The sequence below is a fragment of the Arthrobacter sp. KKT183 genome (genome assembly GCF_055657625.1).
Genome location: NZ_CM145770.1, coordinates 1,202,308 through 1,226,542 on the forward strand (window position 1 = coordinate 1,202,308; position 24,235 = coordinate 1,226,542).

The 24,235-nt window shown below is 64.0% G+C and carries 24 protein-coding genes; 19 read left to right on the top strand and 5 right to left on the bottom strand.

Annotated elements, in window-relative coordinates:
* Positions 1–50 precede the first annotated feature (50 nt).
* A complete protein-coding gene (locus ACZ2GY_RS05725; RefSeq protein WP_471673249.1) occupies positions 51–662 on the top strand; it encodes a DUF4345 domain-containing protein in 612 nt (203 codons plus the stop codon).
* On the opposite strand, the gene ACZ2GY_RS05730 is transcribed toward ACZ2GY_RS05725, so the two are convergent.
* A complete protein-coding gene (locus tag ACZ2GY_RS05730) occupies positions 659–2,512 on the bottom strand; it encodes a hypothetical protein (protein ID WP_471673250.1) in 1,854 nt (617 codons plus the stop codon). The genes ACZ2GY_RS05725 and ACZ2GY_RS05730 overlap by 4 nt on opposite strands.
* Positions 2,513–2,825: 313 nt before the next feature.
* Between ACZ2GY_RS05730 and ACZ2GY_RS05735 the strand changes: the two genes are divergently transcribed.
* The 4 genes from ACZ2GY_RS05735 (at position 2,826) to ACZ2GY_RS05750 (ending at position 8,303) form a co-directional block, all read left to right on the top strand.
* Positions 2,826–3,818: a bifunctional riboflavin kinase/FAD synthetase gene (locus ACZ2GY_RS05735; protein WP_056548476.1), complete on the top strand. Its 993-nt coding sequence runs from the start codon at positions 2,826–2,828 to the stop codon at positions 3,816–3,818.
* Positions 3,819–3,933: 115 nt separating this feature from the next.
* Positions 3,934–4,203, top strand: coding sequence for a 30S ribosomal protein S15 (gene rpsO, locus ACZ2GY_RS05740; protein WP_056548475.1), 270 nt, complete (start codon positions 3,934–3,936; stop codon positions 4,201–4,203).
* Between the two features lie 355 nt (positions 4,204–4,558).
* Positions 4,559–6,832 (top strand): polyribonucleotide nucleotidyltransferase, encoded by a 2,274-nt coding sequence (locus ACZ2GY_RS05745; protein WP_277359474.1) that lies wholly within the window; start codon positions 4,559–4,561, stop codon positions 6,830–6,832.
* Between the two features lie 103 nt (positions 6,833–6,935).
* Positions 6,936–8,303, top strand: a complete 1,368-nt coding sequence (locus ACZ2GY_RS05750) for a M16 family metallopeptidase (protein WP_471673251.1) — start codon at positions 6,936–6,938, stop codon at positions 8,301–8,303.
* 21 nt (positions 8,304–8,324) lie between these two features.
* Here the strand turns inward: ACZ2GY_RS05750 and ACZ2GY_RS05755 are convergent, their stop codons facing one another.
* A complete protein-coding gene (locus ACZ2GY_RS05755) occupies positions 8,325–8,576 on the bottom strand; it encodes a MoaD/ThiS family protein (protein WP_346028878.1) in 252 nt (83 codons plus the stop codon).
* 1 nt (position 8,577) lies between these two features.
* On the bottom strand, positions 8,578–9,648 hold the full coding sequence (moaA, locus tag ACZ2GY_RS05760; protein WP_277359470.1) for a GTP 3',8-cyclase MoaA: 1,071 nt from the start codon (positions 9,646–9,648) through the stop codon (positions 8,578–8,580).
* A gap of 145 nt (positions 9,649–9,793) precedes the next feature.
* On the opposite strand from moaA, the gene ACZ2GY_RS05765 reads away from it, so the two are divergent.
* Genes ACZ2GY_RS05765 through ACZ2GY_RS05790 form a run of 6 tightly spaced genes read left to right on the top strand, consistent with a single transcriptional unit; the run spans position 9,794 to position 13,731 of the window.
* Positions 9,794–11,107 (top strand): molybdopterin molybdotransferase MoeA, encoded by a 1,314-nt coding sequence (locus ACZ2GY_RS05765; RefSeq protein ID WP_471673252.1) that lies wholly within the window; start codon positions 9,794–9,796, stop codon positions 11,105–11,107.
* Positions 11,104–11,583, top strand: a complete 480-nt coding sequence (gene moaC / locus ACZ2GY_RS05770; RefSeq protein ID WP_346028880.1) for a cyclic pyranopterin monophosphate synthase MoaC — start codon at positions 11,104–11,106, stop codon at positions 11,581–11,583. The genes ACZ2GY_RS05765 and moaC overlap by 4 nt, the downstream gene beginning before the upstream one ends.
* Positions 11,580–12,062 (top strand): MogA/MoaB family molybdenum cofactor biosynthesis protein, encoded by a 483-nt coding sequence (locus ACZ2GY_RS05775; RefSeq protein ID WP_056548469.1) that lies wholly within the window; start codon positions 11,580–11,582, stop codon positions 12,060–12,062. The genes moaC and ACZ2GY_RS05775 overlap by 4 nt, the downstream gene beginning before the upstream one ends.
* On the top strand, positions 12,052–12,483 hold the full coding sequence (locus ACZ2GY_RS05780) for a molybdenum cofactor biosynthesis protein MoaE (RefSeq protein WP_471673253.1): 432 nt from the start codon (positions 12,052–12,054) through the stop codon (positions 12,481–12,483). Before ACZ2GY_RS05775 ends, ACZ2GY_RS05780 begins: the two co-directional genes overlap by 11 nt.
* Positions 12,484–12,499: 16 nt before the next feature.
* Positions 12,500–13,258: a 4-hydroxy-tetrahydrodipicolinate reductase gene (dapB, locus tag ACZ2GY_RS05785; RefSeq protein ID WP_471673254.1), complete on the top strand. Its 759-nt coding sequence runs from the start codon at positions 12,500–12,502 to the stop codon at positions 13,256–13,258.
* The gene (locus ACZ2GY_RS05790) at positions 13,258–13,731 is read left to right on the top strand and encodes a hypothetical protein (protein ID WP_277359464.1); all 474 of its coding nucleotides are present in this window, start codon (positions 13,258–13,260) and stop codon (positions 13,729–13,731) included. Before dapB ends, ACZ2GY_RS05790 begins: the two co-directional genes overlap by 1 nt.
* Here the strand turns inward: ACZ2GY_RS05790 and ACZ2GY_RS05795 are convergent, their stop codons facing one another.
* Positions 13,732–14,913: a heparan-alpha-glucosaminide N-acetyltransferase domain-containing protein gene (locus ACZ2GY_RS05795; RefSeq protein ID WP_471673255.1), complete on the bottom strand. Its 1,182-nt coding sequence runs from the start codon at positions 14,911–14,913 to the stop codon at positions 13,732–13,734.
* Positions 14,914–14,956: 43 nt separating this feature from the next.
* Between ACZ2GY_RS05795 and dapA the strand changes: the two genes are divergently transcribed.
* From dapA to ACZ2GY_RS05825, 6 genes are all read left to right on the top strand, one after another.
* Positions 14,957–15,880: a 4-hydroxy-tetrahydrodipicolinate synthase gene (gene dapA, locus ACZ2GY_RS05800; RefSeq protein WP_471673256.1), complete on the top strand. Its 924-nt coding sequence runs from the start codon at positions 14,957–14,959 to the stop codon at positions 15,878–15,880.
* 18 nt (positions 15,881–15,898) lie between these two features.
* Positions 15,899–17,590, top strand: a complete 1,692-nt coding sequence (locus ACZ2GY_RS05805; RefSeq protein WP_277359461.1) for a ribonuclease J — start codon at positions 15,899–15,901, stop codon at positions 17,588–17,590.
* Between the two features lie 51 nt (positions 17,591–17,641).
* The gene (locus ACZ2GY_RS05810; RefSeq protein ID WP_346028884.1) at positions 17,642–20,488 is read left to right on the top strand and encodes an FtsK/SpoIIIE family DNA translocase; all 2,847 of its coding nucleotides are present in this window, start codon (positions 17,642–17,644) and stop codon (positions 20,486–20,488) included.
* Between the two features lie 9 nt (positions 20,489–20,497).
* The gene (gene pgsA, locus ACZ2GY_RS05815) at positions 20,498–21,088 is read left to right on the top strand and encodes a CDP-diacylglycerol--glycerol-3-phosphate 3-phosphatidyltransferase (RefSeq protein ID WP_277358758.1); all 591 of its coding nucleotides are present in this window, start codon (positions 20,498–20,500) and stop codon (positions 21,086–21,088) included.
* Positions 21,085–21,618 (top strand): CinA family protein, encoded by a 534-nt coding sequence (locus ACZ2GY_RS05820; protein WP_404800726.1) that lies wholly within the window; start codon positions 21,085–21,087, stop codon positions 21,616–21,618. Before pgsA ends, ACZ2GY_RS05820 begins: the two co-directional genes overlap by 4 nt.
* A 94-nt stretch (positions 21,619–21,712) precedes the next feature.
* Positions 21,713–22,153, top strand: a complete 441-nt coding sequence (locus tag ACZ2GY_RS05825; protein ID WP_056548454.1) for a helix-turn-helix domain-containing protein — start codon at positions 21,713–21,715, stop codon at positions 22,151–22,153.
* 66 nt (positions 22,154–22,219) lie between these two features.
* On the opposite strand, the gene ACZ2GY_RS05830 is transcribed toward ACZ2GY_RS05825, so the two are convergent.
* Complete coding sequence (locus ACZ2GY_RS05830) at positions 22,220–22,693, bottom strand: MarR family winged helix-turn-helix transcriptional regulator (RefSeq protein WP_056548452.1); 474 nt, start codon at positions 22,691–22,693, stop codon at positions 22,220–22,222.
* Positions 22,694–22,734: 41 nt separating this feature from the next.
* Between ACZ2GY_RS05830 and ACZ2GY_RS05835 the strand changes: the two genes are divergently transcribed.
* Complete coding sequence (locus ACZ2GY_RS05835; RefSeq protein ID WP_277358757.1) at positions 22,735–22,953, top strand: DUF3046 domain-containing protein; 219 nt, start codon at positions 22,735–22,737, stop codon at positions 22,951–22,953.
* Positions 22,954–23,172: 219 nt separating this feature from the next.
* Positions 23,173–24,234 carry a recombinase RecA gene (gene recA, locus ACZ2GY_RS05840; protein ID WP_346028885.1) on the top strand — a complete coding sequence of 354 codons (1,062 nt, stop codon included), beginning with the start codon at positions 23,173–23,175 and terminating at the stop codon, positions 24,232–24,234.
* Position 24,235: the final 1 nt, after the last annotated feature.

Consider the following 24,235-nt stretch of genomic DNA (forward strand, 5'->3'; position numbering starts at 1 on the left):
GAATTGTGCAGGCCTTGCCCGGCCGAACCGTCGACCACAGAGGGAACACCATGAACAGCAACACCCCTGACAGCCCGCAGCCGGAGCGTCGCAGTTCTTCCGCGGATACGGGAAAGGGCCCAGCGGGCTCACACGGCTCGGACCAGACCTCCGCTTCGGGCCGGCCCGCTGCAAAACAACCCGCGACAGGTGGCACCACGGCGAAGACCTCGAAGAAGGACTCAACGAAATCCGACAAAACCGGGAGTGACTGGAGCGTCTTCCGGACGGTGGTAGTGCTCGTCGGACTCGTTATTGCCGGCTTCGGGGGCTACTACCTGATTACCGGCACCGCCGGGCTACCGGAAACTGGCGACGGTCCGGTGAACCCGACACTCGAGAACCAGTTCCGGTTCTTCGCCGCGATGATGATCGGCGTGGGCGCCGCTTTCGTGACCATCGCGATCAAATTCCAGTGGGCAAACATGCTGTGGCTGGTTTGCCTCATGGTATTCATCGGCGGAATCGGGCGGGTCCTTTCCTGGGCCTTCTCCGGGACTCCGCACTTTCTGTTGATCATTCTCATGGTTGTCGAGCTGGCATTCCCCGCAGCGCTGCTGGTGTGGCACCGCTACATCGCCAAGACCAGCGAACTGCGCAGGGAGTACGCAGCCCGCCCTTAGCATGGGACGCTGCCACTGACCCTACGCGTGGATTCCCGTCCCCGGCGCAGGCAGGCAAGGCCCGCTCCGAGCAGTACCAGCGCCGCTCCGGCGGTGACCTCAGCGCGAACTCCCGTCTGAGCCAGCTCGGGGCGGTGCGGCGGAGCAGCCTGCGCAGCGGGGCCGTCGTCAGCGGCCGGAGTCCCGTGGGTCTCCCTCGTGTCAGGGGCAGGGGATTGTGTAGGGGCCGGCGCTTGAACGCACACCGTTTCAGACGGCTCCCCAAACGCGGAGGTGAATGGATCTGTGTGCTCGTCGCCGGGGTAGGTTGCCACGACGGTATAGCAGCCGGGCTTCGTGAAGGCGGCGAACGGTTCACTGGACTGGCTCCCGTTTACCGCGGGCACAAAGGTCTGGGAGTGCAGCGGTGCATCCGCAGGAATCTCGGTGGTGGGCGAGGGCAATTCTGCGAGCGGGCCATACATCGTCAATGTGATCGTGCTGCCTGATCCCTGTGCAGATGGGCCGAATCCCTCTCCAACCACAGCATCGGTGACCTGGTCGCCCAGGAAGGCATCGCCCGCCGACAGCTGCGTGCGAATGTTCGGTGCCCAGGGCACAAAGGTTGTCTCAGCCGCGATCCCGAACTGTCCCTGCCAACCGAGGACATAGGGGGCCGCCTCCGCCGGGAGCACGCTCTCAGGGGAAATTGACTCGGTCCAGACGTACCACCCGGGTGAGGGAACGACGAGGTCAGCGGTGCTGTACGTGCCCGGCCCCGCCACCCGCGTGGTGACCTCGCCAACGCGCGGCGTACCCTCCGGTACGGCTTCCTGCAGGACGGGTTCAGCGTCGAGTGGTCCCCACAGTGTGGAGACCACCTCCACGGATACCGGCGAGTCGCTGCCGGGCACCGACAGCCACGGAGCGGGCTCAGCCGAACTGCCCTCGGCAGGAGGGGCGCTGCCTACGGTGAGCACATCATGGATGGATGCGCCTGGGTGTGTTCGGGCAGCCGAGGTCCTCGTTGCTACGGCAGGCTGGAAGGCGGGGAGGTCTGCCACCGCTGCCGCCGCGTCGCGCGGTTCCAGCACTGAGGCGAACAGCAGCCGCTGTACTTTACTGCTGGAAGGGGCCAGCCACTGGACTCCCGCCGCGGGCGTCCGTGGGACGGTCACCGTGATGGATCCACTGCCCAATCCCGTCCTCTGAAGCATGAGGCGGTGTGCCTCTTCTCCGGTCGTCCAGGTCGATGCGGCGGTTTCCGCAAGGACGAACGGTCCAGTCAGCTTCGCGGCTGCGCCCAGCCCGGCGGCCGGTTGCCCATTGGCTCCTAGCACCTCGATCACCGCGGAGACGGTTCCTGCGTCCGTAGCGTCAAGATCGATATGGACTGCGTAAGGACCAGCTTCGTTGAACGCCGTCCTGGTCATGGAGCGGGCACGTTCCACTACATCAGCCGGCAGTTGTTCGGCCCTGAGGATGTCGTTCATGCCCGGGGAATCCCAGGACATCCCGGGTGAGGTAAGCGCCCAGACAGCCAACTGAACAGAGGCCGCCGTGGCATCATCGGCCGTAGCGCCCCACCGGTGCAGCAGGTAGGACAGCGCCGCATTCTCCGCCGTACTTAGCGCACTGCCGTCGCTGCGCACAAAGCCACCTGATTTGCCGTCACCGTAGCCGCCGGAGTTTTCCGGGGACAGCCGTTCGAAGTCGGTGCAGTAGGCCACCTGGCCGCCGGCATCCCTGTATTGGCCTACGAAATGCTCGGCCGCGTGTATGCCGGCAGCCCGGGACCAGTCTGATCCGGCCGGAGCGGCCTGCGACGGCGGGACCTGCGGAACCAGGAGGAGCACCGCGATGAGTAGCACGAGACCACCCGCCGGCAGCAAGCGCAAACGCAGGAAAAGAGATGAGAAAAGTTGCACGGATGTCCTCCAGATCGCAGGTTTCAGGGCGGCGCCGAAGCCGGCAGAGCAGCGCACAGGAACCAACACTGGTCCTTCCAAACAACACTGAACGGGACTGAGCCGGCTATGTGCGCAAGTGGCCTGATCGGACGGCGATGTGGAGGAACAGTGACAGTTCCACTGGCGCGACGTCGAGACCGCCCGCAACCATCGGCCATAATGAGAGGAACGACGAAGGGCTCCTGCTGCCCGTCCAACCGCTAAAGGGAGATGCGTGTTCTACTGGAGAGACCTGGCCGACGTGCCGGAAGGTTTCGGTCCCGCAGTTATCACCATCGGAAACTTCGACGGCGTGCACCGAGGCCACCAGAGCGTGCTGGGGCAGCTTGTTGCCGCCGCCCGGGAACGCGATGCAGCCGCCGTCGTCATCTCCTTTGAGCCGCATCCCGCGCAGGTGCACCGCCCGGAAAGTGCTCCGGAACTCATTATGGGCCTGCAGGACAGGGTGGAAACCCTTGCCGACACCGGCATCGACGGCCTGCTGATGATGCACTACACCCTCGAGCTTGCCGCACTCACCCCGGAGGAGTTCGTCCAATCCGTCCTGGTAGACGGACTGCGGGCGAAAGCGGTCGTCATTGGTCATGACGTGCGGTTCGGACGCGGCAATTCCGGTGACCTCTCCACCATGCGGACACTCGGCGGGCAACTGGGTTTTGACGTGATTGTCATCGATGACTACGGCTCCAGCCTGCAGAGCACGACGGCGGCAGCCGGGGAACGACGCTGTTCCTCGACCTGGGTGCGTGAGGCTTTGGTCGACGGCGATGTCACCACTGCCGCCCGCATCCTGGGCCGGCCGCACCGCATGCGCGGCGTTGTAGTTCACGGCGCGGCGCGCGGGCGGGCGCTTGGGTTTCCGACGGCAAACCTGTCGCCGGACTCAACCGGTTTCATCCCCGCAGACGGAATTTACGCCGGCTGGCTCATTGACAGCAGCCAGGTCCGCTGGCCCGCCGCGATCTCCGTTGGGTCCAACCCGACGTTCGAGGGAGTCAGCAGACAGGTCGAGGCTCACGTCATCGACAGACCCCAGGAGGAAGTTGACGTCTTCGACCTGTACGGGCAGACGGTCATCGTGGAATTTGTCCGAAGACTTCGCGGAATGGTTGCCTACCGCGGGCCGGAAGCGTTGATCGAGCAGATGCGGCTGGACGTCAACCAGACCCGCACTGTGCTTTCGACAGAACAGCGCACGTACGGGTAAAGTTGACTGCGGTCCTGCTGCAGTCCGTGGTTGCTGGGCCACCGCCGGAGTTCCGCTCGCTTGCGAGGGGAACCGGCATCTACTTTGTTCACGGTACAACTCATAGGAGTTATTTGTGGCACTTGACGCCGCTCTGAAGCAGGAAATCATCAAGCAGTACGCAACTTCCGAGGGCGACACCGGTTCGCCCGAGGTGCAGATTGCAATGCTTTCCCGCCGCATTCTCGACCTGACCGAACACCTCAAGATGCACAAGCATGACCACCACACCCGTCGTGGCCTGCTGCTGCTGGTGGGTCGCCGTCGTCGTCTGCTGGATTACCTGCGCGACACCGACATCACGCGCTACCGTACGCTCATCGAGCGCCTCGGCCTGCGCCGCTAAGCAAGCAAACGCGGGGTCCCCGGGCGAGCGAAGCGAGTTCGGGGAAGGTGCGAAGCGTTAGACTGTGAGGCGGCGCCTTCCTTCGGGAAGGGGCCGCCTTCAATCTTTATGGGTTCCTCTCGGTGCCCTTGAAGGCCGCATTCGCAGCGCGGATGCAAAGAAGTACGAAGTTCATAACCAGGAGCCAGGCGGACACGCAGGCATTCGCGGTCCTCGGTAGTGGTCTCCGGGAAACCATCGTGTGATGGATTTCCCGTGGACCTCGATCGAAGACCGGGTGCCACAACCCGTCCTAACGGCGTTGATCAGCAAAACGCCGCCTGCCTCCGCCACCAAAGAAACGGAGGTGACTCTCTTGGAGGGTCCCGAAATCCAGTTCGCCGAAGCCGTCATTGACAACGGGCGGTTCGGCCAGCGCACTGTTCGCTTCGAAACCGGGCGCGTCGCCCAGCAGGCCGCAGGCGCTGCCATGGTTTACATCGACGAGGACACCGCGCTCCTCTCCGCCACTACCGCCGGAAAATCTCCGCGTGAGGGCTTTGATTTCTTCCCGCTGACCGTGGACGTCGAGGAGCGTATGTACGCGGCCGGCCGCATCCCGGGCTCGTTCTTCCGCCGTGAAGGCCGCCCGTCCACCGAAGCCATCCTCGCCTGCCGCCTGATGGACCGTCCGCTGCGTCCCGCTTTCGTCAAGGGTCTGCGCAACGAGGTCCAGATCGTCGTTACGGTGCTGGCCATCAACCCGGACGTCCGCTATGACGTCGTCGCGATCAACGCTGCGTCAATGTCCACGCAGCTTTCGGGTCTGCCGTTCTCCGGGCCGATCGGCGGCGTACGCGTTGCGCTCGTGTCCGATGGCTCCGGCGAAGACCAGTGGATCGCCTTCCCGAAGCACTCCGAGCTCCAGAACTCCGTCTTCGACATGGTCGTAGCCGGACGTGTCGTCGGTGACGACGTTGCCATCATGATGGTCGAGGCCGAAGCTACCGACAACTCCTGGTCGCTCATCAAGGACGACGGCGCTACCGCACCTACCGAGGAGGTTGTCGCTGACGGCCTCGAGGCTGCAAAGCCCTTCATCCGCGCATTGTGCGAAGCTCAGGCTGACCTCGCAGGCCGGGCGGCAAAGCCGACCGTTGAATTCCCCGTGTTCAAGGATTACCAGGACGACGTCTTCGCTGCCGTTGAGGGTGCTGCCGGTTCACGCCTGGCGGAGATCTTCACGATTGCTGACAAGCAGGAGCGCGAAGAGACCGCCAACGCCTACCGCACGGAAACCATCGAATCCCTCTCCGGTCAGTTCGAAGGCCGCGAGAAGGAAATCGCGGGTGCCTTCAACTCGGTCACCAAGAAGGTTGTCCGCCAGCGTATTCTCCGCGACCAGGTCCGCATCGACGGCCGCGGCCTGAGTGACATCCGCAAGCTCACCGCCGAGGTCGAGGTCCTTCCCCGCGTGCACGGATCGGCTATCTTCGAGCGTGGCGAGACCCAGATCATGGGTGTCACTACGCTGAACATGCTCAAGATGGAACAGCAGATCGACTCGCTGTCGCCGGTTACGCGCAAGCGCTACATGCACAACTACAACTTCCCGCCGTACTCCACCGGTGAGACCGGCCGCGTCGGTTCCCCGAAGCGCCGCGAGATCGGCCACGGTGCACTTGCCGAGCGTGCGCTCGTTCCAGTGCTTCCGAGCCGGGAGGAGTTCCCTTACGCCATCCGCCAGGTTTCCGAGGCCCTCAGCTCCAACGGCTCCACCTCGATGGGTTCGGTCTGCGCTTCGACGCTGTCCCTGCTCAATGCCGGTGTGCCGCTGAAGGCTCCGGTTGCCGGCATCGCCATGGGTCTTGTATCCGATGAGGTTGACGGACAGACCCGCTACGCTGCGCTGACCGACATCCTGGGTGCGGAAGACGCCTTCGGAGATATGGACTTCAAGGTTGCAGGTACCTCGGAATTCGTCACTGCCATCCAGTTGGACACCAAGCTTGACGGGATTCCCGCATCGGTGCTCGCCGCAGCGCTGAAGCAGGCCCGGGAAGCGCGCCTGCACATCCTCGGTGTGCTTGAGGCAGCAATCGACACCCCGGATGAACTGTCGGAATTCGCGCCGCGCATCATTTCGGTGAAGATCCCTGTTGACAAGATCGGCGAGGTCATCGGTCCCAAGGGCAAGATGATCAACCAGATCCAGGAAGATACCGGCGCGGACATCTCGATCGAAGATGACGGCACGGTCCTGATCGGGGCCACGGACGGATCCTCCGCCGAGGCGGCGCGGGCAGCTGTGAACGCCATCGCCAACCCGCAGGTCCCCGAAATCGGCGAGCGTTACGTGGGCACGGTTGTCAAGACCACCACCTTCGGTGCGTTTGTCTCGCTCACGCCGGGCAAGGACGGCCTGCTCCACATCTCGGAGCTGCGTAAGCTCGCCGGCGGCAAGCGGGTGGATAACGTCGATGACGTCGTCTCCGTGGGCCAGAAGGTCCAGGTCGAGATCACCAAGATCGATGACCGCGGCAAGCTCTCCCTCTCGCCTGTAGTTGCAGAGGAAGCCGGCGAAGCGGATTCGGACAATGCTCCGAATTCAAACGCACAGGATTCCGCTGAGGGCGACGACAACAACTAGGCGCCAACAACCAACTGTTGGGCTCACGCTCAAAGTACAAACCGGCGGCTCCGCGGCGAAACTTATGTTCGCCGCGGAGCCGCTGGCGTTGAGGAGAGAATGAATGACTGAGACAGGACAGGGCACACCCGTGCTGTTGCCATTGACACCGAGCGGACCGGACAGCAAGTCCATGCTCGTTGCTGGAACCTCCGGAGGAGCAGTAGTCCGTCGCTCCGTACTTCCGGGAGGGGTGCGTGTGCTCACGGAGGCCATGCCGGGCCAGCGATCGGCAAGCATCGGTTTTTGGGTGGGAGTCGGATCCCGGGATGAGGCGGACGGCGAGCACGGGTCCACACACTTCCTTGAGCACCTGCTCTTCAAGGGAACGAAGCGGCGGACCGCGCTGGACATCGCGGCGGCCTTCGATGAAGTGGGCGGAGAATCCAACGCAGCGACTGCGAAGGAGAACACCTGCTACTACGCCAGGGTCCTCGACACCGACCTGCCCATGGCTATCGACGTCATCGCCGACATGGTGACCTCGGCTGTCATCGACCCTGAGGAACTCGAGCAGGAACGGCACGTCATTCTGGAAGAAATCGCCATGGACAGCGATGATCCATCCGACGTTGCGCACGAGAAGTTCGTGGAAGCGGTACTGGGCTCCCATCCGCTCGGTCGCCCCATCGGCGGCACCCCTGAGGCCATCAAGGAGGTCGCGCGGGAATCGGTGCTGCAGCACTATCACCGCTATTACCGCCCGGAGGAGCTCGTGGTCACGGCTGCCGGCGGGCTCGACCATGAGGTTGTCTGCGCGCTCGTCGTTCAAGCCCTGCAACGGGCCGGGTGGGAACTTGCGGACGATGCGGCGCCGGTGCCGAGGCGCGTGCCGGTTCCGGCCGTCCTCGAAGAATCCGGGGGAGTGCAGGTTATCCGCCGCGCCGTCGAGCAGGCCAACGTCCTGGTCGGGTGCCCGGCACTGATTGCCACTGATGACCGGCGGTTCGTGATGAGCGTGCTCAACGCGGTGCTCGGTGGAGGAATGTCCTCCCGGCTCTTCCAGGAGATCCGCGAGAAGCGAGGACTTGCGTACTCGACCTACTCCTTCTCAGCGTCGTATGCCGACGCCGGTTACTTCGCGATGTACGCGGGTTGCAGCCCGGCCAAGACCGGCCAGGTCATCAGCCTGCTCAGCGCAGAGCTGGAGCGTCTGGCGTCGGAGCCGGTCAGTGATGAGGAGTTGCGGCGCGCCGTGGGGCAGTTGTCCGGGGGAATGGTCCTGTCCCTCGAGGACAGCGGTTCCCGGATGTCCAGGCTCGGCCGCGCGGAATTGGTCAGCGGCGAGTTCCTCGGGCTGGATCTGACTCTTGAGCGTGTGAGGGCCGTTACTGCCGCGCAGGTGCAGGACCTTGCCCGGCAACTGGCGGACGCTCCGCGCACCATCACGGTTGTCGGTCCGTTCGACAGCGAAGCCGAGCTGGGACTGTAACCTGCTCAGTATCCTGCCGCCCTAACCTCCGGCGAACGGCGGCAGGATGTCGAGCACATCGCTGCGCCGGATGGGCGCGTTGCGGTCGCGTAGCGCCACTTCGTTGAGCAGGAAGCTGCTTCGATCGAGTACGCGGGCCATGGATGGTTCGCCAGCGGGATGCAGCGAACGTATTTCTCCGAGCGCCTCCTCCAGGGAAGCGCCGTCCAGTTCAAGGCGCTCTTCAGGGACGCCGGCGGCAGCCTGTGCCGCGCCGAAGTATCTCACCAGCATCTCAGCCGCCGATCGCGCTCATGGAACGGTCCGGCTGCACGAAATCCGCAGCCCCGAGTCCCGTATGGTCCATGCCGTGCGCCTTGGGCTTGGCCCACATAGCCTCCTGCCAGCGCAGGGCAATGGCGGCGTCGTCGGCGTCTGACCGGAGCAGGTCCCTCAGGTCAGTCTCCTCGTGGGAGAAAAGGCAGCTCATGATCTTGCCCTCGGCAGTGACGCGGGTACGCCGGCAATCCGCGCAGAACGGCTCCGTGACGGAGGCGATGACGCCTACGGTACCAACGACGATGCTGGGCTCCTCCGCCCGGCGGACCTCCCACCGTTCAGCGGGGGCGCCGTCACGGTTTCGTGGGTCGGGAGTGAGGACGAACCGTTCGCTGAGCCGCTCACGGACTTCTGCTGCAGTGATCATTCCCTCGCGGGTCCACCCGTGATCGGCATCGAGGGGCATTTGCTCGATAAACCGCAGCTCGAAGCCGCGGGACACTGCCCACTCCAGCAGATCCGGCGCCTCATGGTCATTGATGCCGCGCATCAGCACTGCGTTGATCTTCACGAGGCCAAGCCCAACCGCTGCAGCCGCTTCGATGCCCCGGAGTACCCGGTCCAGGAAGGGTCGACGCGTCAACTGCGCGAAGGTGTCGGGGTGGAGCGAGTCCATTGAAACGTTGATGCGGGTCAGGCCTGCATCCTTGAGCCGCTGCGCCTTTTTGTCCAGGCCCAGTGCGTTGGTGGTGAGCGATATGGGCAGGTCCGGGTGGCTTGCCCGGATTTCCGCGATGATGTCGAGCAGGTCAGCCCTTACCAGCGGCTCGCCTCCCGTCAGACGCAACTCGCGTATTCCCAGGCGATTGACGCCGATTCCTACAAGGCGCACAATCTCTTCGCGGGAGAGCACCTGGTCTTTTTGCAGCCATTGCAGCCCTTCAGCGGGCATGCAGTAGGTACAGCGAAGGTTGCACTTGTCCGTCAGTGAGAGCCGCATGTCCGTGGCCCGGCGGCCGTAGGAGTCGAGCAGCCCGTCAGCAGGTGCCGGAGCGCCGATGCGCGGTGTGCCGAGTGGGATTCCCATAGTCCGAGGTTACGCCCTTCGCCTTGGTGCCTCCATCAGCGGTCCACATTCCGGGCGCATCCTGCACTCCCGCGCGGCTAGGCTGTTAGCTGCGGCAGTGATGCCGCAGCACAAATGTCAGGGCGGGTTGATACAACGGGGCGTAATGACACGATCAGTAGAGGAACACCAGCAGGCCGTGCTCGGGCTGCTGCGCTACAGCAGCGCCTTCGCCGACGGGGCGCCCGAAATACTGCCGCTCGCAACGGCCCGTGGCCGGGTGCTCGCCGAGGACCTCCTCTCCCCGGTGAACCTGCCTCCGTTCGACAACTCCCAGATGGACGGTTACGCGGTTCACGGCGATGATCTGGACGGGAGCGCGCCCCTCTACCTTGCGGTCGCGCCGCCGGTGCCGGCTGGTGCGGAACCTGTTGCACTTGAGCCGGGTCACGCTGCTCCGATCATGACGGGAGCCATGATTCCGGAAGGTGCAGCCGCCGTCGTGCCTATCGAGAACGCAGTGCCCTCGCAGTTTCCCACCACGGGGCAGTACTGCGGGGAGGAGGGCCTCACCGTCGAGTTGCCCGTGGCCCAGGCGGGCTCGTTCATCCGGCGTGCCGGCAGCGATCTCGAAGCGGGGAGCGTTGCGCTTGTTGCCGGAACCCTGTTGGGACCCTCCCAGCTGGGACTCCTCGCGGCCTGCGGGCTGGCGACGGTGCCGGTGCGCCCGCGGTTCCGCGTCCTGCTGCTTAGCACCGGAGACGAGGTTCAGGAACCCGGAACCGAACTGGCGCCCGGCCGGATCTTCGATGCCAACACCACACTGCTGACGACTGCGCTGGAGGAAGCGGGCGCGCACGTGCAGCGGCACAGTGTGGTGGCTGACAATCCGGAGGAGCTGCGGGGCGCCCTCCAGAACATCGGCGGGCAGGTCAACCTCATCCTCAGTACCGGAGGAATCAGCCAGGGTGCCTACGAGGTTGTGAAGCAGGCCCTGGCGGACAGCAGCGTGGAGTTCCTTTCAGTGGCGATGCAGCCGGGCGGGCCGCAGGCCATCGGCACCATCAACGGCGTGCCGTTCCTTGGATTCCCGGGCAACCCGGTAAGCGCACTGGTCTCCTTTGAAATGTTCCTGCGCCCGGCACTTGGTACGGTGACGGGGCTCCCGGGGAACCGCGTCTGCCTGCCGGCGCGGCTCACCGAGGACGTTCAGTCACCCGAAGGTAAGCACCAGGTCCGCCGCGGCCTGTATACGGACCGGTCGGGTCAGGGGGAGGGGATCGGAGACGTCACCTTGCTTGGCGGGCCGGGCTCCCACCTGCTGCACGCCCTCGCTGCATCCAACGCCCTCGTACACCTGCCGGCTGGCACGGGGACGGTGGAGGCGGGGACGCCGGTCGCCGTGTGGCTGCTGGGCGAACTGCGCCAGGGCGCGCAACCCCTCCATCCCGGCAATCCCACTAGAGAGGCGCTGACATGACCACACCTGATTCCGGATTGACACACGTCCGTGAGGACGGCTCGGCACACATGGTCGATGTATCGGAGAAGGCGGTCACCGCCCGCCAGGCCACCGCGCAGAGCATCCTGCGGACAACGCCGCAGGTTCTTGCGCTGATTGCCGATGGGGATCTTCCGAAGGGCGACGCACTGGCTGTGGCCCGGGTAGCGGGGATCATGGCGGCGAAGCAGACATCGGCGCTCATACCGCTGTGCCATCCGCTGCCGTTGAGCAAGGTGACGGTCGACTTCGCACCGGAAGGTGCCGCCGTCGTTATTCAGGCAACGGTGAAAACCACTTCAGTGACCGGCGTGGAGATGGAGGCGCTGACAGCAGCGACAGTTGCTGCCCTCACGCTGTACGACATGATCAAGGCCGTAGATAAGCACGCAGTCATCACGGACATCCAGGTGTTGGCGAAATCAGGCGGCAAGAGCGGAGACTGGGTCGCATGAGCAAGCAACGGACCGCGGCGCTGATCATTGCGTCGACCCGCGCGGCGGCGGGCGTCTACCAGGACGAGTGCGGGCCCATGATTCAGCGATGGCTGGTCGGGAAAGGGTATGCCGTGCAGCTGGCCGAAGTGGTTCCGGACGGTGATGCCGTACGGGAAGCGCTGGCCGCCTGCCTCGCAGGAACACCTTCGGTGCTCATCACCAGCGGAGGTACCGGACTCAGCGCCGATGACGTGACCCCCGAGCTCACCGAGCCCTTCCTTACCCGATCCCTACCGGGGATCATGGAAGCAGTGCGCCGGGCCGGCGCTGCGAAGACACCCATGGCGGCGTTGAGCCGCGGTCACGCGGGCGTCTCGGAGGGCACCTTCGTCATCAATCTTCCGGGTTCACCGAAAGCCGTCCAGGACGGCCTGGACGTGCTGGAACCCATCCTCGATCACATCTGCGCACAACTGGAGGGAAGCCATGAGCACTAGCACCGTTCTCCACGCAGGAGTTTCCGGGCAGCCGCTCGACCTGAACCATGCCCTGGCCGTCGTTGATTCCGCTGACTGCGGTGCCGTCGTCGGCTTCGGCGGCGTGGTGCGCAACCACGACGGCGGGAGGCAGGTTGACCGTCTGGGCTACAGTGCCCATCCTTCCGCCGGCGGTGTGATTGCCGACATCGCTGCGGAGATCGCCGAGAAGTACGACGGCGTACGCATCTGGGTGGCGCACCGCATCGGTCCGCTGGAGGTTGGGGATCCGGCCCTCGTCGCTGCCGTTGCCTCCGGCCACCGTGGAGAAGCCTTCGCCGCCTGCAGCGAGCTGGTTGATACCGTCAAGGCGCGAGCGCCGATCTGGAAGGAGCAGTTCTTCGCAGACGGTGACGTGGAATGGGTCGGAGTGGATGGCTGACACTACTCTTGAATCCATGACACAACCTCTTGCCGTTGCCGTACTCGGCGCGTCCGGGCGCATGGGTTCCGAGGCTGTAAGCGCCATCGAGGCTGCTGCTGATCTGCATCTTGTGGCGGCGCTTGGCAGGAAAGACCCACTTGAGGAACTGGTGGCGGCCGGCGCCGCGGTAGTTGTTGACCTCACCGTTCCGGACAGCACCGAACAGAACGTTGCCTTCGCCGTCGAACATGGAATGCACGCGGTCGTCGGCACTACCGGCTGGGACTCTGAACGGCTCGGCCGGCTGCAGGATCTGCTCGCGCTCAATCCGGAGGTGGGCGTGTTGATCGCGCCCAATTTTGCCCTCGGATCCGTGCTGGCCACAGCCTTTGCTGCACGGGCAGCCAAGTATTTCGAGTCGGTCGAAGTAATCGAACTCCATCACCCGGACAAGGTGGACGCCCCGTCCGGCACAGCCGAGCGAACAGCGGTGCTCATCGCTGAAGCCCGTGCCGAAGCCGGTCTTGCCGCCAGCCCTGACGCCACCCGCACCTCCAGGGACGGCGCGCGTGGTTGCGACGTCGATGGCGTCCGGGTTCACTCCGTACGGCTCCGTGGGCTGGTGGCGCACCAGGAGGTCCTGTTCGGTGGGGTCGGTGAGCAGCTGACTATCCGTCACGACTCCTTCCACCGTGAGTCCTTCATGCCCGGTGTTCTGCTCGGCGTCAGGGAAGTGGGTTCCCATCCCGGACTGACCGTCGGTCTGGACGGCTACCTGGACCTGCAGGCGTGATGGGTGCACTGGACTTCCTGAAGCAACATCGCGTCAAAATAGGCGTGGTCTTCGTCACTGTCCTGCTGGCGTTCTGGCTGGTTGTGGCGCTCCAGCGGAGCGTCCTTTTGTTGACGGACCCCGAACCGGTGGCCAAAGCCTTGGGAGTTGCGTACCTCCTGCTTCCGCTGATCGGGGCGTGGGCGTTGATTCGTGAATTGTCCTTCGGCGCCCAGACCGAGCGGATGGCGTCTGCGCTGCATACGGAGGGAGGGCTGCCCGTTGATGACCTCCCCCGGACACCGGCCGGCCGGATCGTACGTGAGGCAGCGGACGCTCAGTTCCCCGCCTACCAGGCGGACGCGGAGGCCAACCCGGATGACTGGCGTTCCTGGTTCCGGCTTTCATGCGCGTACGACGCCGCAGGGGACCGCACCCGTGCACGCCGCAGCATGCGGCATGCTGCGAAACTGTTCCGCGGCAGGGCGGCGTGACTAACGCCTCGAAACAGCCCCTGCTGACCGAGCAACGTCGCTTGCGCCGGCCGCCACATACTCCAGCGGACCGCGGGCACCCAGCTTCCGCAGCAGCAGCCCGATCGCAATGAAGACAGCGGCCTGGGCCCAGTAGACCGGCGCCGGATCCAGCGGGATCTCCTGCTGGTCGACGATGCTCATGATCCAGATATGCAGTGAGTACAGGGACAGCGTTATGGCGCCGGAAGCCGAGAGCGGCAGAAGCAGCCACTGCAGCCGCCTGGTCGCCATAAGGCAGAGCCCGACGACGGCGGCGGCCGTTCCTGCGGTATGCATCAGATCGAGCGGCGTCCCGGAGTGCGGTGCGCTGACCGCCAGCCACCACCACGTTCCGGTCTGGTCAATGCCGGTAAGGCTCACCGGGAGCATGGCCTCAATGTCGTAACGCCGGCCCTGCGGAGTTTCGAGTAGGACGGCCAGCCCACCCAGCGGTCCCAGCAGGAAGGCGCTGACGAACTTGGACAATCCGGCGAGCCCGACGCCCGCAACAAGCAGTCCGGCCTGCACCCCGAACGACCTCAGGTTCAGCCTGCCGATGAGGATGCCCAGGAGCAGGTAGCTCAGCCACTGGAGCGCCGGGTAGTAGCCGGTCACGAGGATGTCCGCGAGCAGGGTCGCGGGCTGGGCGAAATGCTCAAGCGCAGGGTTGCCATCGAGGTCGGAGGGATTGATATTGGTTCCAACCCAGGGGCGCAGGAGGAAAGCCGCCACCGGAGAGATCAGGGTCCACCCGGCCGCCCACCAGCAGAGCCTGCGCAACGGCATCCCGATGAACGGCAGTGCCATCAGGAACAGGATGCCGTAATGGAAGAGGATCACTGCGATGTTGGTTTCCAGTCCGCCCAGCATCAGCCCGACCATCGCGATCACGACGGCCCGAGCCGCGATTCCGCGCCGGTCGCGGGAGATTCCGGCGCGGTCGTGCATCCTGCTACCGCCGCTGAGCAACGCCAACCCTATTCCTGCGACGAGCGCGAACAGGGCCGAGGATCGTCCGGAGAAGGTGGCGCCTATCCAGGACGCGTCCGAGGTCCCCTCCACATAGAGCGGAAATACGTGGGTGCACATCATGCCGAAGAGGGCGATGCCCCTGGCCGCGTCTATGCCGCTGAGCCGGCCCGGGGTTTGTGTGATGGCCATGATGGAATGTTCTCACGCCTGCCGCAGCGGGTAAGTTTGACCCATGGCTGCCTCCGACATTCGCCCGCTCCCATTCGGTTCCCTCGTCACGGCAATGGTGACACCGTTCACCGCTGACGGCGCTGTGGACTTCGATGCCACGGCTGCCCTGGCTGTCCGGCTTGTCGAGGATGGCTGCGACGGCCTTGTCGTATCGGGTACTACCGGTGAGACATCCACCCTGGAGGACCAGGAAAAGGAAGACCTTTTCCGCGTGGTCGCAGAAGCCGTCGGCGGCCGTGCAAAGGTGATCGCCGGCACCGGCACCAACCACACCTCGCACTCCGTCGAAATGGCGCAACGCGCGCAGCGCGCCGGCGCGGATGCGCAGCTTGTCGTGACCCCCTACTACAACAAGCCAACCCAGGCCGGCGTCCTCGCGCACTTCGACGCCGTTGCCGCTGCGTCGGACCTGCCCATCATGATCTATGACATTCCGGGCCGGGCCGGGATCCCGATCAGCACGGAAACAATGATTCGACTGGCGGACAACCCGAAGATTCTCGCACTGAAAGATGCGAAAGCAGACTACGCAGCGGTGACGCGAGTGCTTGCCAACACTGCCCTGGATGTCTACGCCGGCGACGACGGGCTGACGCTGCCGTGGATGGCAGCGGGGGCCGTCGGCGTCGTCAGCGTCAGCGCCCACGTCGCCACGGTTCAGTTCCGGTCCCTCGTGGACGCACTGGCCGCCGGTGACCTCGCCATGGCGCGCAGGATCCACTTCGAGCTTGACCCCGTTGTACGTGCCGTCATGACGCACATTCCCGGCGCAATCTCAGCCAAGCACATCCTTCGGATGCAAGGTGTGCTGGCAAACTCCGTGGTGAGGCTGCCGCTGGTCGAGCCCACCGCCGTCGAAATGGAGCCGGTACTCACCGACCTCGCGGAAGCGGGTTGGGACTTCTCTGCGGGCACTACCCGATAGCATCTGAAAGGCCAATCCATGACAGAACCCGCAGGAAGCGCACTCGTTTCGCCTCCACCGCTCGCCGAGGGAACGCTTCGGATTGTTCCGCTTGGCGGCCTCGGTGAGATCGGCCGGAATATGGCGGTCTTCGAGATCGGCGGGAAGCTGCTGATCGTTGACTGCGGAGTCTTGTTCCCGGAGGAGACCCAGCCCGGTGTGGACCTGATCCTGCCTGATTTCTCCTACATCGAGGATCGTCTGGATGACATCGTGGGCCTGGTGCTTACTCACGGACACGAGGATCACATCGGTGCAGTGCCGTACCTCCTGCGTCTCAAGAACGACATCCCGCTGATTGGATCCCAGCTGACGCTCGCATTGATCGAGGCGAAGCTCCAGGAACACCGGATCAAGCCGTTCACGCTCACCGTCGCCGAGGGCCAGATTGAGCAGTTCGGGCCCTTCGAATGCGAGTTCATTGCAGTTAACCACTCCATCCCTGACGCGCTTGCCGTCTTTATCCGCACTGCGGCTGGCACTGTCCTGCACACGGGCGATTTCAAGATGGATCAGTTGCCGCTCGACGGTCGTATCACCGACCTTCGTGCATTCTCGCGGCTGGGAGAAGAGGGCGTCGACCTGTTCATGGTTGACTCCACCAACGCCGATGTTCCAGGCTTCACCACCGCCGAGCGTGAGATTGGTCCGGAATTGGACCGGCTCTTCGGCCAGGTGAGCAAGCGCGTCATCGTCGCGTCCTTCTCCTCGCATATCCACCGGGTTCAGCAGGTGCTCGACGCGGCGGCGGCCCACGGCCGGTTCGTCTGCTTTGCCGGGCGCTCCATGGTGCGCAACATGACAATTGCCGCCAAGCTGGGATACCTGCGCGTACCCGATGGAATCCTCGTCGACGTCAAGAACGTGGATAGCCTTCCCGATGACCGGGTGGTGCTGATGTCCACGGGCTCGCAGGGTGAGCCGATGGCAGCGCTTTCACGCATGGCCAACGGGGACCATCAGATCACCGTCGGAAAGGGAGATACGGTGATCCTTGCCTCCTCGCTCATCCCCGGAAATGAGAACGCCGTCTTCCGCGTCATCAACGGACTTCTCAAACTGGGCGCCGACGTCATCCACAAGGGCAATGCCCGGGTACACGTATCCGGTCACGCCGCTGCCGGTGAATTGCTCTACTGCTACAACATCCTCAAGCCGAAGAACGTCATGCCTGTCCACGGCGAAACCCGCCACCTTATAGCCAACGGAAAACTCGCAATCCAGACGGGCGTCCCGGCGGAAAACGTGCTTCAGACCGACGACGGCTCAGTGGTGGATTTGTCGGACGGCGTCGCCCGGATCGTTGGTGCAGTCGAGTGCGGCTACGTTTATGTGGACGGCTCCAGCATCGGCGAGATCACCGATGCCGATCTGAAGGACCGGCGCATCCTCGGTGAGGAAGGCTTCATCTCGATCATCACGGTAGTCAACCGCAGCACCGGGACAATCGTTTCCGGTCCGGACATCCACGCGCGCGGATTCGCCGAGGATGACTCCGTCTTCGATGACATCAAACCCAGGATCAGCACCGCACTGGCAGAAGCTGTCATGAGCAACAAGGACCACACAGCGCATCAGCTACAGCAGGTCGTTCGCCGCGTCGTAGGGACCTGGGTAAACCGCCGCTACCGGCGTCGCCCGATGATCATTCCGGTTGTGCTTGAAGCCTGACGGGCGCGCTAATCCCGGGAACGGCGGGCGCCGTCCGGTAGCGTAGCGGGTATGGCGACTCGTACTTCCCCCACAGCGCCGCGAGGTTCACAGCCGCGAGCTCCGAAGCCGCGAGGATCCCAGCAGTCGCGCACCGGCAGCACCTCCGCGGCCGGCCGCGGCTCAACCGCGCGAGGCACAAGCAAGACCCAACCGTTGCCGGCAGCCGAGGAAAAGCTGCCGCTGCCGCTGCGCGCCGTCCGTGGCTTCTGGATGGGCCTGGCCCACCTGGTGGCCGGCGCTATCCGCAAATTCGGCCACGATGTGCAGCCGCAAAAGGACCTCCGCAGGGACGGCACGGGTTTCTTCCTTTTCCTGTGCGCGGCAGCCGTCGCCACGGTTGAGTGGTGGGCACTGCCCGGGCCGGTTGCAGGCGTCGTGCATGCTGTGGCCGGAGGTTCTGTGGGCTGGATGGCGCTGCTGCTGCCCTTCGTCCTACTGATTGGCGCGGTCCGGTTGTTCCGGTATCCGGAAAATCCTCGTGCCAACAACCGTATCGGCATCGGGCTCACCGTCCTGACTTTCGCGGGCGCGGGCATTGCCCATCTGGTGGGCGGCCGGCCCGAGCTCGCCGCCGGACTTGATGCGCTGTGGCGGGCAGGCGGTGTCATTGGTTACCTCGTTGCCGGACCCGTCGCTGCAATTCTCTCGGTGTGGCCGGTTGCCGCTGTACTCGCCTTCCTCGTCTTCGTGAGCATCCTAATCATCACGGCTACTCCGTTCCGCCATATTCCGTCTCGGCTACGCCAGCTCTATGAGCACCTCATGGGACAGGACCTGCACGAGGGCAGCGCGGACGGCGACGCTCACGATCAGAGCTACCTGTCCGACCGCGAGCGCGCGGCGGCCAAGCCCAGGAAGAAGTCCGGCCTGTTCGGTAGAAAGAAGAAGAACACCGATCAGGATGATGACCTGGACGGCTATGTCGGCGATGAAGCCTTCGAACGCGCAGTGCTCGACGACGACGAGGGGAACGACGACGGCGGCACAACGTCCCCGTCGCCGGCCGTCCGACCGGGCGTGCGCCGTCCCACACAGCAGGAGCTTGCCGCCGAAAAGATCAAGCGCAACCAGGGGCTCGGGGAGACAGAACCTGCAACCGAAGCCATGGCGGTGCTTCCGCCTGCAAGCGCACCGGCCGCCCAACCCGTTCCGGTCCCGTCCAATCCGGTTCAGCCCCAGGCGCCCGTTACGCCGATCCCGCAGCGCACTGAGCAACTGTCCCTCGCCGGAGACGTGACCTACACGCTGCCGCCCTCGGACTACCTGCCGCCGGGGACTCCGCCCAAGGAACGGTCGGAGGCCAACGACGCGGTCGTCGCCGCCCTCACCCACACCCTGGAGCAGTTCAACGTCGACGCAAAGGTCACCGGCTTCTCACGCGGACCGACGGTGACGCGCTACGAGATCGAACTGGCGTCGGGAACCAAGGTGGAGCGTGTAACCGCGCTGTCCAAGAACATCTCCTACGCGGTCGCCAGCTCGGACGTGCGCATCCTTTCGCCGATTCCGGGCAAGTCCGCGATCGGCATCGAGATTCCGAACACAGACCGCGAGACTGTGTCGCTGGGAGACGTCCTTCGATCCGGCAATGCCCGCAAGACGGATCACCCGATGGTCATGGGCGTAGGCAAGGACGTCGAGGGCGGGTTCGTGGTCGCGAATCTCGCCAAGATGCCGCACCTGCTCGTCGCGGGTGCCACCGGTGCTGGTAAGTCCTCCTTTGTGAACTCGATGATCACGTCCATCCTCATGCGGGCCACCCCGGATGAGGTCCGCATGATCATGATCGACCCCAAGCGGGTGGAACTTACTGCGTACGAGGGCGTACCGCACTTGATCACACCGATCATCACCAACGCCAAGAAGGCAGCGGAAGCGCTCCAATGGGTGGTCCGTGAGATGGACACCCGCTACGATGACCTCGCCAATTACGGTTACAAGCACATCGATGATTTCAACAAGGCGGTCCGCAACGGCAAGGTGGTTCCGCCACCGGACTCCAAGCGCGTGGTGCGGCCGTACCCGTACCTGCTGGTGATGGTCGACGAGCTGGCGGATCTGATGATGGTCGCGCCGCGGGACGTCGAGGACTCAATCGTCCGCATCACCCAGCTGGCCCGGGCAGCGGGTATTCACCTGGTGCTCGCTACCCAGCGGCCGTCTGTGGACGTTGTGACAGGTCTGATCAAGGCCAATGTGCCCTCCCGCATGGCATTCGCCACTTCGTCGGTGACCGACTCCCGGGTGGTCCTTGACCAGCCGGGCGCTGAGAAACTGATTGGCCAGGGCGACGCGCTCTTCCTGCCCATGGGTGCGTCGAAGCCCATGCGCGTCCAGGGTGCCTGGGTGACCGAGTCTGAGATCCACCGAGTGGTGGAACACGTCAAGGAACAGTTGAAAGCCGTCTATCGCGATGATGTGGCGGTGGAAGCACCCAAGAAGCAGATCGACGACGACATCGGGGACGATCTCGAGGTCCTGCTGCAGGCGACCGAGCTTGTTGTCACGACGCAGTTCGGTTCCACCTCCATGCTTCAGCGCAAACTGCGCGTGGGATTTGCGAAGGCGGGCCGCCTGATGGATTTGCTGGAGTCCAGGGGAGTGGTTGGGCCGTCGGAGGGATCGAAGGCGCGTGACGTCCTGGTGAAGCCTGATGACCTCGGTCCTGTTCTCGCTGCTATGCGTGGCGATGACCCGCCGGCGCCGGCCGCATCGCCGGAGGTTGATCAGTCGCGCTACCAGCCGGGCGCCGCGGACCTGGTGGCGGAGGACCTGGACTCGCGTCCGCAGGCCGTGGACTACAACGATGATGATGACGACGGCGGTGAAGACGCCTGGGAGCTGACAGGCAGGTAGCCTTGAGCAGTGAGTAATTCTGACGCTGGAGCGGTGCCAGTCCTGAACGTCGCGAATGTGCTGACGGTCGTGAGAATCCTGCTGGTACCGTTTTTCGTCTGGTTCCTGCTGGCCGACTCCGGCGAGGGCGGGCTTTTCCGCTGGCTCGCGGTAGCCACGTTCGCAGTGGCAATCTATACCGACAAGCTCGATGGTGACCTGGCGCGCAGCCGTGGTCTCATCACAAATTTCGGGAAGATTGCAGACCCGATCGCGGACAAGCTGCTCATCGGTTCCGCTTTGATACTTCTGTCCGTACTGGGCGAGCTCTGGTGGTGGGTGACCATCGTCATCCTTGCCCGCGAGCTCGGCATCACCCTGCTCAGGTTCGCGGTCATCCGTTATGGAGTCATGCCTGCCTCCCGCGGTGGGAAGTTGAAGACCGTCGTTCAGACGCTGGCTATTTTCCTCTACCTGCTGGTGCCGGCTCTCGGCGACTGGGCGTGGTGGCCCGCCGTCGTCGTCATGATGGCTGCCTTGGCAATTACCGTGGTGACCGGCGCAGATTATGTCCTGCAGGCGCTCCGACTGCGGCGCTCAGCACGTAACACCGCACTGTGACAGCTGCCGCTGGGGTGTCAGGCGGGTTGGGCAGGGCCGCCCTTGAACGGGTTGTACTCCTCGCGCAGGAGCGCGGGCTCACCATTGCTACCGGAGAATCGCTGACCGCCGGGATGGTTGCGGCCGCGCTTGCTTCGGTTCCTGGGGCTTCGACTGTGCTTCGGGGCGGCGTCGTGTCCTATCACCGGGACGTGAAGGCGGCCTTGCTCGGTGTTGAACCAGAACTTCTGGAACGTGCGGGCGCTGTTGACGCGGAGGTAGCACGGCAGATGGCTCTTGGTGCCAGAGACAGCTGTGGCGCCGACATCGGCGTGTCCACCACAGGAGTAGCAGGCCCCGAACCGCACGATGGAAAAGCGGTGGGTACTGTGTTCATCAGCGTGGTGGCGGTATCTGTCAACCTGGTTCGAGAATATCGCTTCCGGGGAAGCAGGAGCCAGATTCGGGAAGCATCCTGTTCGGCTGCGGTGATCCTGCTCACGGAGGCGCTTGAGCTTGAGTCCGCGGGAACAAACGGAGTTCCGCAATAGTTATCAATAGTGTCCAGCACGGAGAAGCAAGACGGGCTAGGCTTAAATCAGACGGCAGCGAAAGCGGCCAGCACAAGGGAGTTAGGCGATACACATGGTAAAGCAACCCGTATCCGTGAACGGTGTCATCCGTTGGCGGGATGTGGGGTTGGCAGAAGATCCGCAACGTAAGCCGAAGGAGCGCAAAATGGTCGTTTTACGCCACGAGATCGGGGACGTCCTGCGTGACGTCCGCCAGCGCCAGGGCCGCACACTCAGGGAAGTGTCGCATAGCGCCCGGGTCTCCCTCGGTTACCTCAGTGAGGTGGAGCGGGGCCAAAAGGAAGCGTCCTCGGAACTGCTGTCCTCTATCTGCTCTGCACTCGATGTACCGCTGTCGATGATGCTTCGGGAGGTCAGCGACCGGCTGGCCGAAGCCGAAGGTGTTGCTGTCCCTGACACAGTCCCGCAGGAGTTTGCCCAGCAGTTCGGCGGGGACATGCCGGAGGATTTCACCGGTGGTTTCAGCAGGGGACTGGCAGTCACCAAGAACTGATACCGGCACAACCCACGTTCCACAGGGAGGTCCGCCGAATGCGGCGGGCCTCTTTCTGGTCTGCGGCTACCAGTTGTCTCTCGTATAGGTCTGGTTCAGCTGGGAAATGAGCTCCCCGAGTGTCGTGAGATCCGAAAGGCTCCAGTCCTCCATCAGCTGATGGAACGCCTCCTTGCGCGCTTCCTGTGCTGTGGACAGCTGCGTCAGTCCAGCCGCCGTGAGGCTGATCGACTGGGCGCGGCCATCCAGCGGATCTGCGGTTTTCTGAACCAGGCCCAGGTGTTCGAGCATGGCGATCTGGCGGCTGACGGAGGGCTTGCCGACGCCAATGCTGGCGGCCAGATCGGTCAGGCGCATGGAGCCCTCCCGCTGTAGGATGACCAGCAGCCCGTAGGCAGCAGGTTCCATATCCGGATGGACCCGCCGCGCAACCTTGTAGGAGTTCGACCGCGCACGCCGCCACAGCATACTGAGTTGTTGTTCCAACGCCTGCACGGCAGCATCGACGGAAGCATCGGGTTCCTGGCGGTCAACAGTCATGCGTTTCATTCTAGGGTTTATCTGGAGAAGGAGGATGCAGCATGCGCACGAGCGACTTCTGGCGGCTCATGGACGACGAATTCGGGCCGGCCTATTCAAGGACGCTGGCCCAAACACTGCATCTGTCCGGGCTCGGCGACCGCACGCCGGCTGGAGCCCTGCAGGCGGGAGCTGACCCGAAGGCCGTCTGGCTGGCGGTCTGCGAGATGCAGGACGTGCCCGAGTACAGACGGCTCGGACGCGATGTGAAACCGCGCTAGCCGGTTCAAACACGCCGGGCGAATCAATCGAATATGTGTTCGGATCCGGACTATGCTGGAATCAGAAGATTCCCATGCCACTCGTCCTCCACAATCCCGTCGCTTCAAGTGGGATGTCCACATCGGATGCCCCGCGGGGCAAACTGTCGGAGGGGGACGCTACGGTCAAGGGGAAGAGAAAAACAGGCCCTGGCGGCCATGAGTATACCGAGGTGAATGATGGCCGTACCAGCCGATCGTGAAAAGGCTCTCGAAGCCGCACTGGCACAGATTGATAAGCAATACGGCAAGGGCTCAGTCATGCGCCTTGGAGACGAGGTCCGCGCTCCTATCGAGACCATTTCCACCAGTTCGATCGCACTCGATGCAGCGCTTGGCATCGGTGGTCTGCCGCGGGGCCGGGTGGTGGAAATCTATGGTCCGGAATCATCGGGTAAAACCACCGTTGCCTTGCACGCTGTGGCCAACGCCCAACGCAACGGCGGTATTGCCGCCTTCATTGACGCGGAGCACGCGCTGGATCCCGAGTACGCCAAGAAGCTTGGGGTGGACACCGACGCTCTTCTCGTCTCCCAGCCGGACACCGGTGAGCAGGCCCTGGAGATCATGGACATGCTCGTGGGCTCTGGTTCCATTGACATCGTCGTGATCGACTCCGTTGCCGCCCTCGTTCCGCGCGCTGAGATCGAGGGAGAGATGGGTGACAGCCATGTGGGTTTGCAGGCCCGGTTGATGAGCCAGGCGCTGCGTAAGATCACCGGCCGTCTGAGCCAGACCAAGACAACTGCCATTTTTATCAACCAGCTCCGCGAGAAGATCGGTGTGTTCTTCGGCAGCCCTGAAACCACCACAGGCGGCAAGGCGCTGAAGTTCTACGCATCAGTGCGGATCGACGTGCGGCGCATTGAAACGCTCAAGGAAGGTACCAATCCGGTTGGTAACCGGACCCGGGCGAAGATCGTCAAGAACAAGATGGCTCCGCCGTTCAAACAGGCGGAGTTCGACATCCTCTACGGCTTCGGAATCTCTCGCGAGGGTGGGTTGATCGATGTTGGCGTGGAGAACGGTCTCGTGAAGAAGTCCGGAGCCTGGTTCACCTATGACGGAGACCAGCTGGGCCAGGGCAAGGAGAACGCCCGCAAGTTCCTGCTCGACAACCCGGACCTGGCGGATGAGCTCGAACAGAAGATCCGGCAGAAGCTCGGCGTCGGAGGTGCGGTGGAGGAGACACCGGAACAGGATGGTCCCAAGCTGAAGGCAGTCGGCGGCGAGGGCCGCTAGC

Bases quoted from the DNA above. Each gene is read 5' to 3' on its own strand.
- ACZ2GY_RS05725 (WP_471673249.1), top strand. From the start codon at position 51: ATGAACAGCAACACCCCTGACAGCCCGCAGCCGGAGCGTCGCAGTTCT.
- ACZ2GY_RS05750 (WP_471673251.1), top strand. From the start codon at position 6,936: ATGACTGAGACAGGACAGGGCACACCCGTGCTGTTGCCATTGACACCG.
- ACZ2GY_RS05755 (WP_346028878.1), bottom strand. From the start codon at position 8,576: ATGCTGGTGAGATACTTCGGCGCGGCACAGGCTGCCGCCGGCGTCCCT.
- moaA (WP_277359470.1), bottom strand. From the start codon at position 9,648: ATGGGAATCCCACTCGGCACACCGCGCATCGGCGCTCCGGCACCTGCT.
- ACZ2GY_RS05765 (WP_471673252.1), top strand. From the start codon at position 9,794: ATGACACGATCAGTAGAGGAACACCAGCAGGCCGTGCTCGGGCTGCTG.
- moaC (WP_346028880.1), top strand. From the start codon at position 11,104: ATGACCACACCTGATTCCGGATTGACACACGTCCGTGAGGACGGCTCG.
- ACZ2GY_RS05775 (WP_056548469.1), top strand. From the start codon at position 11,580: ATGAGCAAGCAACGGACCGCGGCGCTGATCATTGCGTCGACCCGCGCG.
- ACZ2GY_RS05780 (WP_471673253.1), top strand. From the start codon at position 12,052: ATGAGCACTAGCACCGTTCTCCACGCAGGAGTTTCCGGGCAGCCGCTC.
- dapB (WP_471673254.1), top strand. From the start codon at position 12,500: ATGACACAACCTCTTGCCGTTGCCGTACTCGGCGCGTCCGGGCGCATG.
- ACZ2GY_RS05790 (WP_277359464.1), top strand. From the start codon at position 13,258: ATGGGTGCACTGGACTTCCTGAAGCAACATCGCGTCAAAATAGGCGTG.
- ACZ2GY_RS05795 (WP_471673255.1), bottom strand. From the start codon at position 14,913: ATGGCCATCACACAAACCCCGGGCCGGCTCAGCGGCATAGACGCGGCC.
- dapA (WP_471673256.1), top strand. From the start codon at position 14,957: ATGGCTGCCTCCGACATTCGCCCGCTCCCATTCGGTTCCCTCGTCACG.
- ACZ2GY_RS05805 (WP_277359461.1), top strand. From the start codon at position 15,899: ATGACAGAACCCGCAGGAAGCGCACTCGTTTCGCCTCCACCGCTCGCC.
- ACZ2GY_RS05810 (WP_346028884.1), top strand. From the start codon at position 17,642: ATGGCGACTCGTACTTCCCCCACAGCGCCGCGAGGTTCACAGCCGCGA.
- ACZ2GY_RS05825 (WP_056548454.1), top strand. From the start codon at position 21,713: ATGGTAAAGCAACCCGTATCCGTGAACGGTGTCATCCGTTGGCGGGAT.
- ACZ2GY_RS05830 (WP_056548452.1), bottom strand. From the start codon at position 22,693: ATGACTGTTGACCGCCAGGAACCCGATGCTTCCGTCGATGCTGCCGTG.
- ACZ2GY_RS05835 (WP_277358757.1), top strand. From the start codon at position 22,735: ATGCGCACGAGCGACTTCTGGCGGCTCATGGACGACGAATTCGGGCCG.
- recA (WP_346028885.1), top strand. From the start codon at position 23,173: ATGGCCGTACCAGCCGATCGTGAAAAGGCTCTCGAAGCCGCACTGGCA.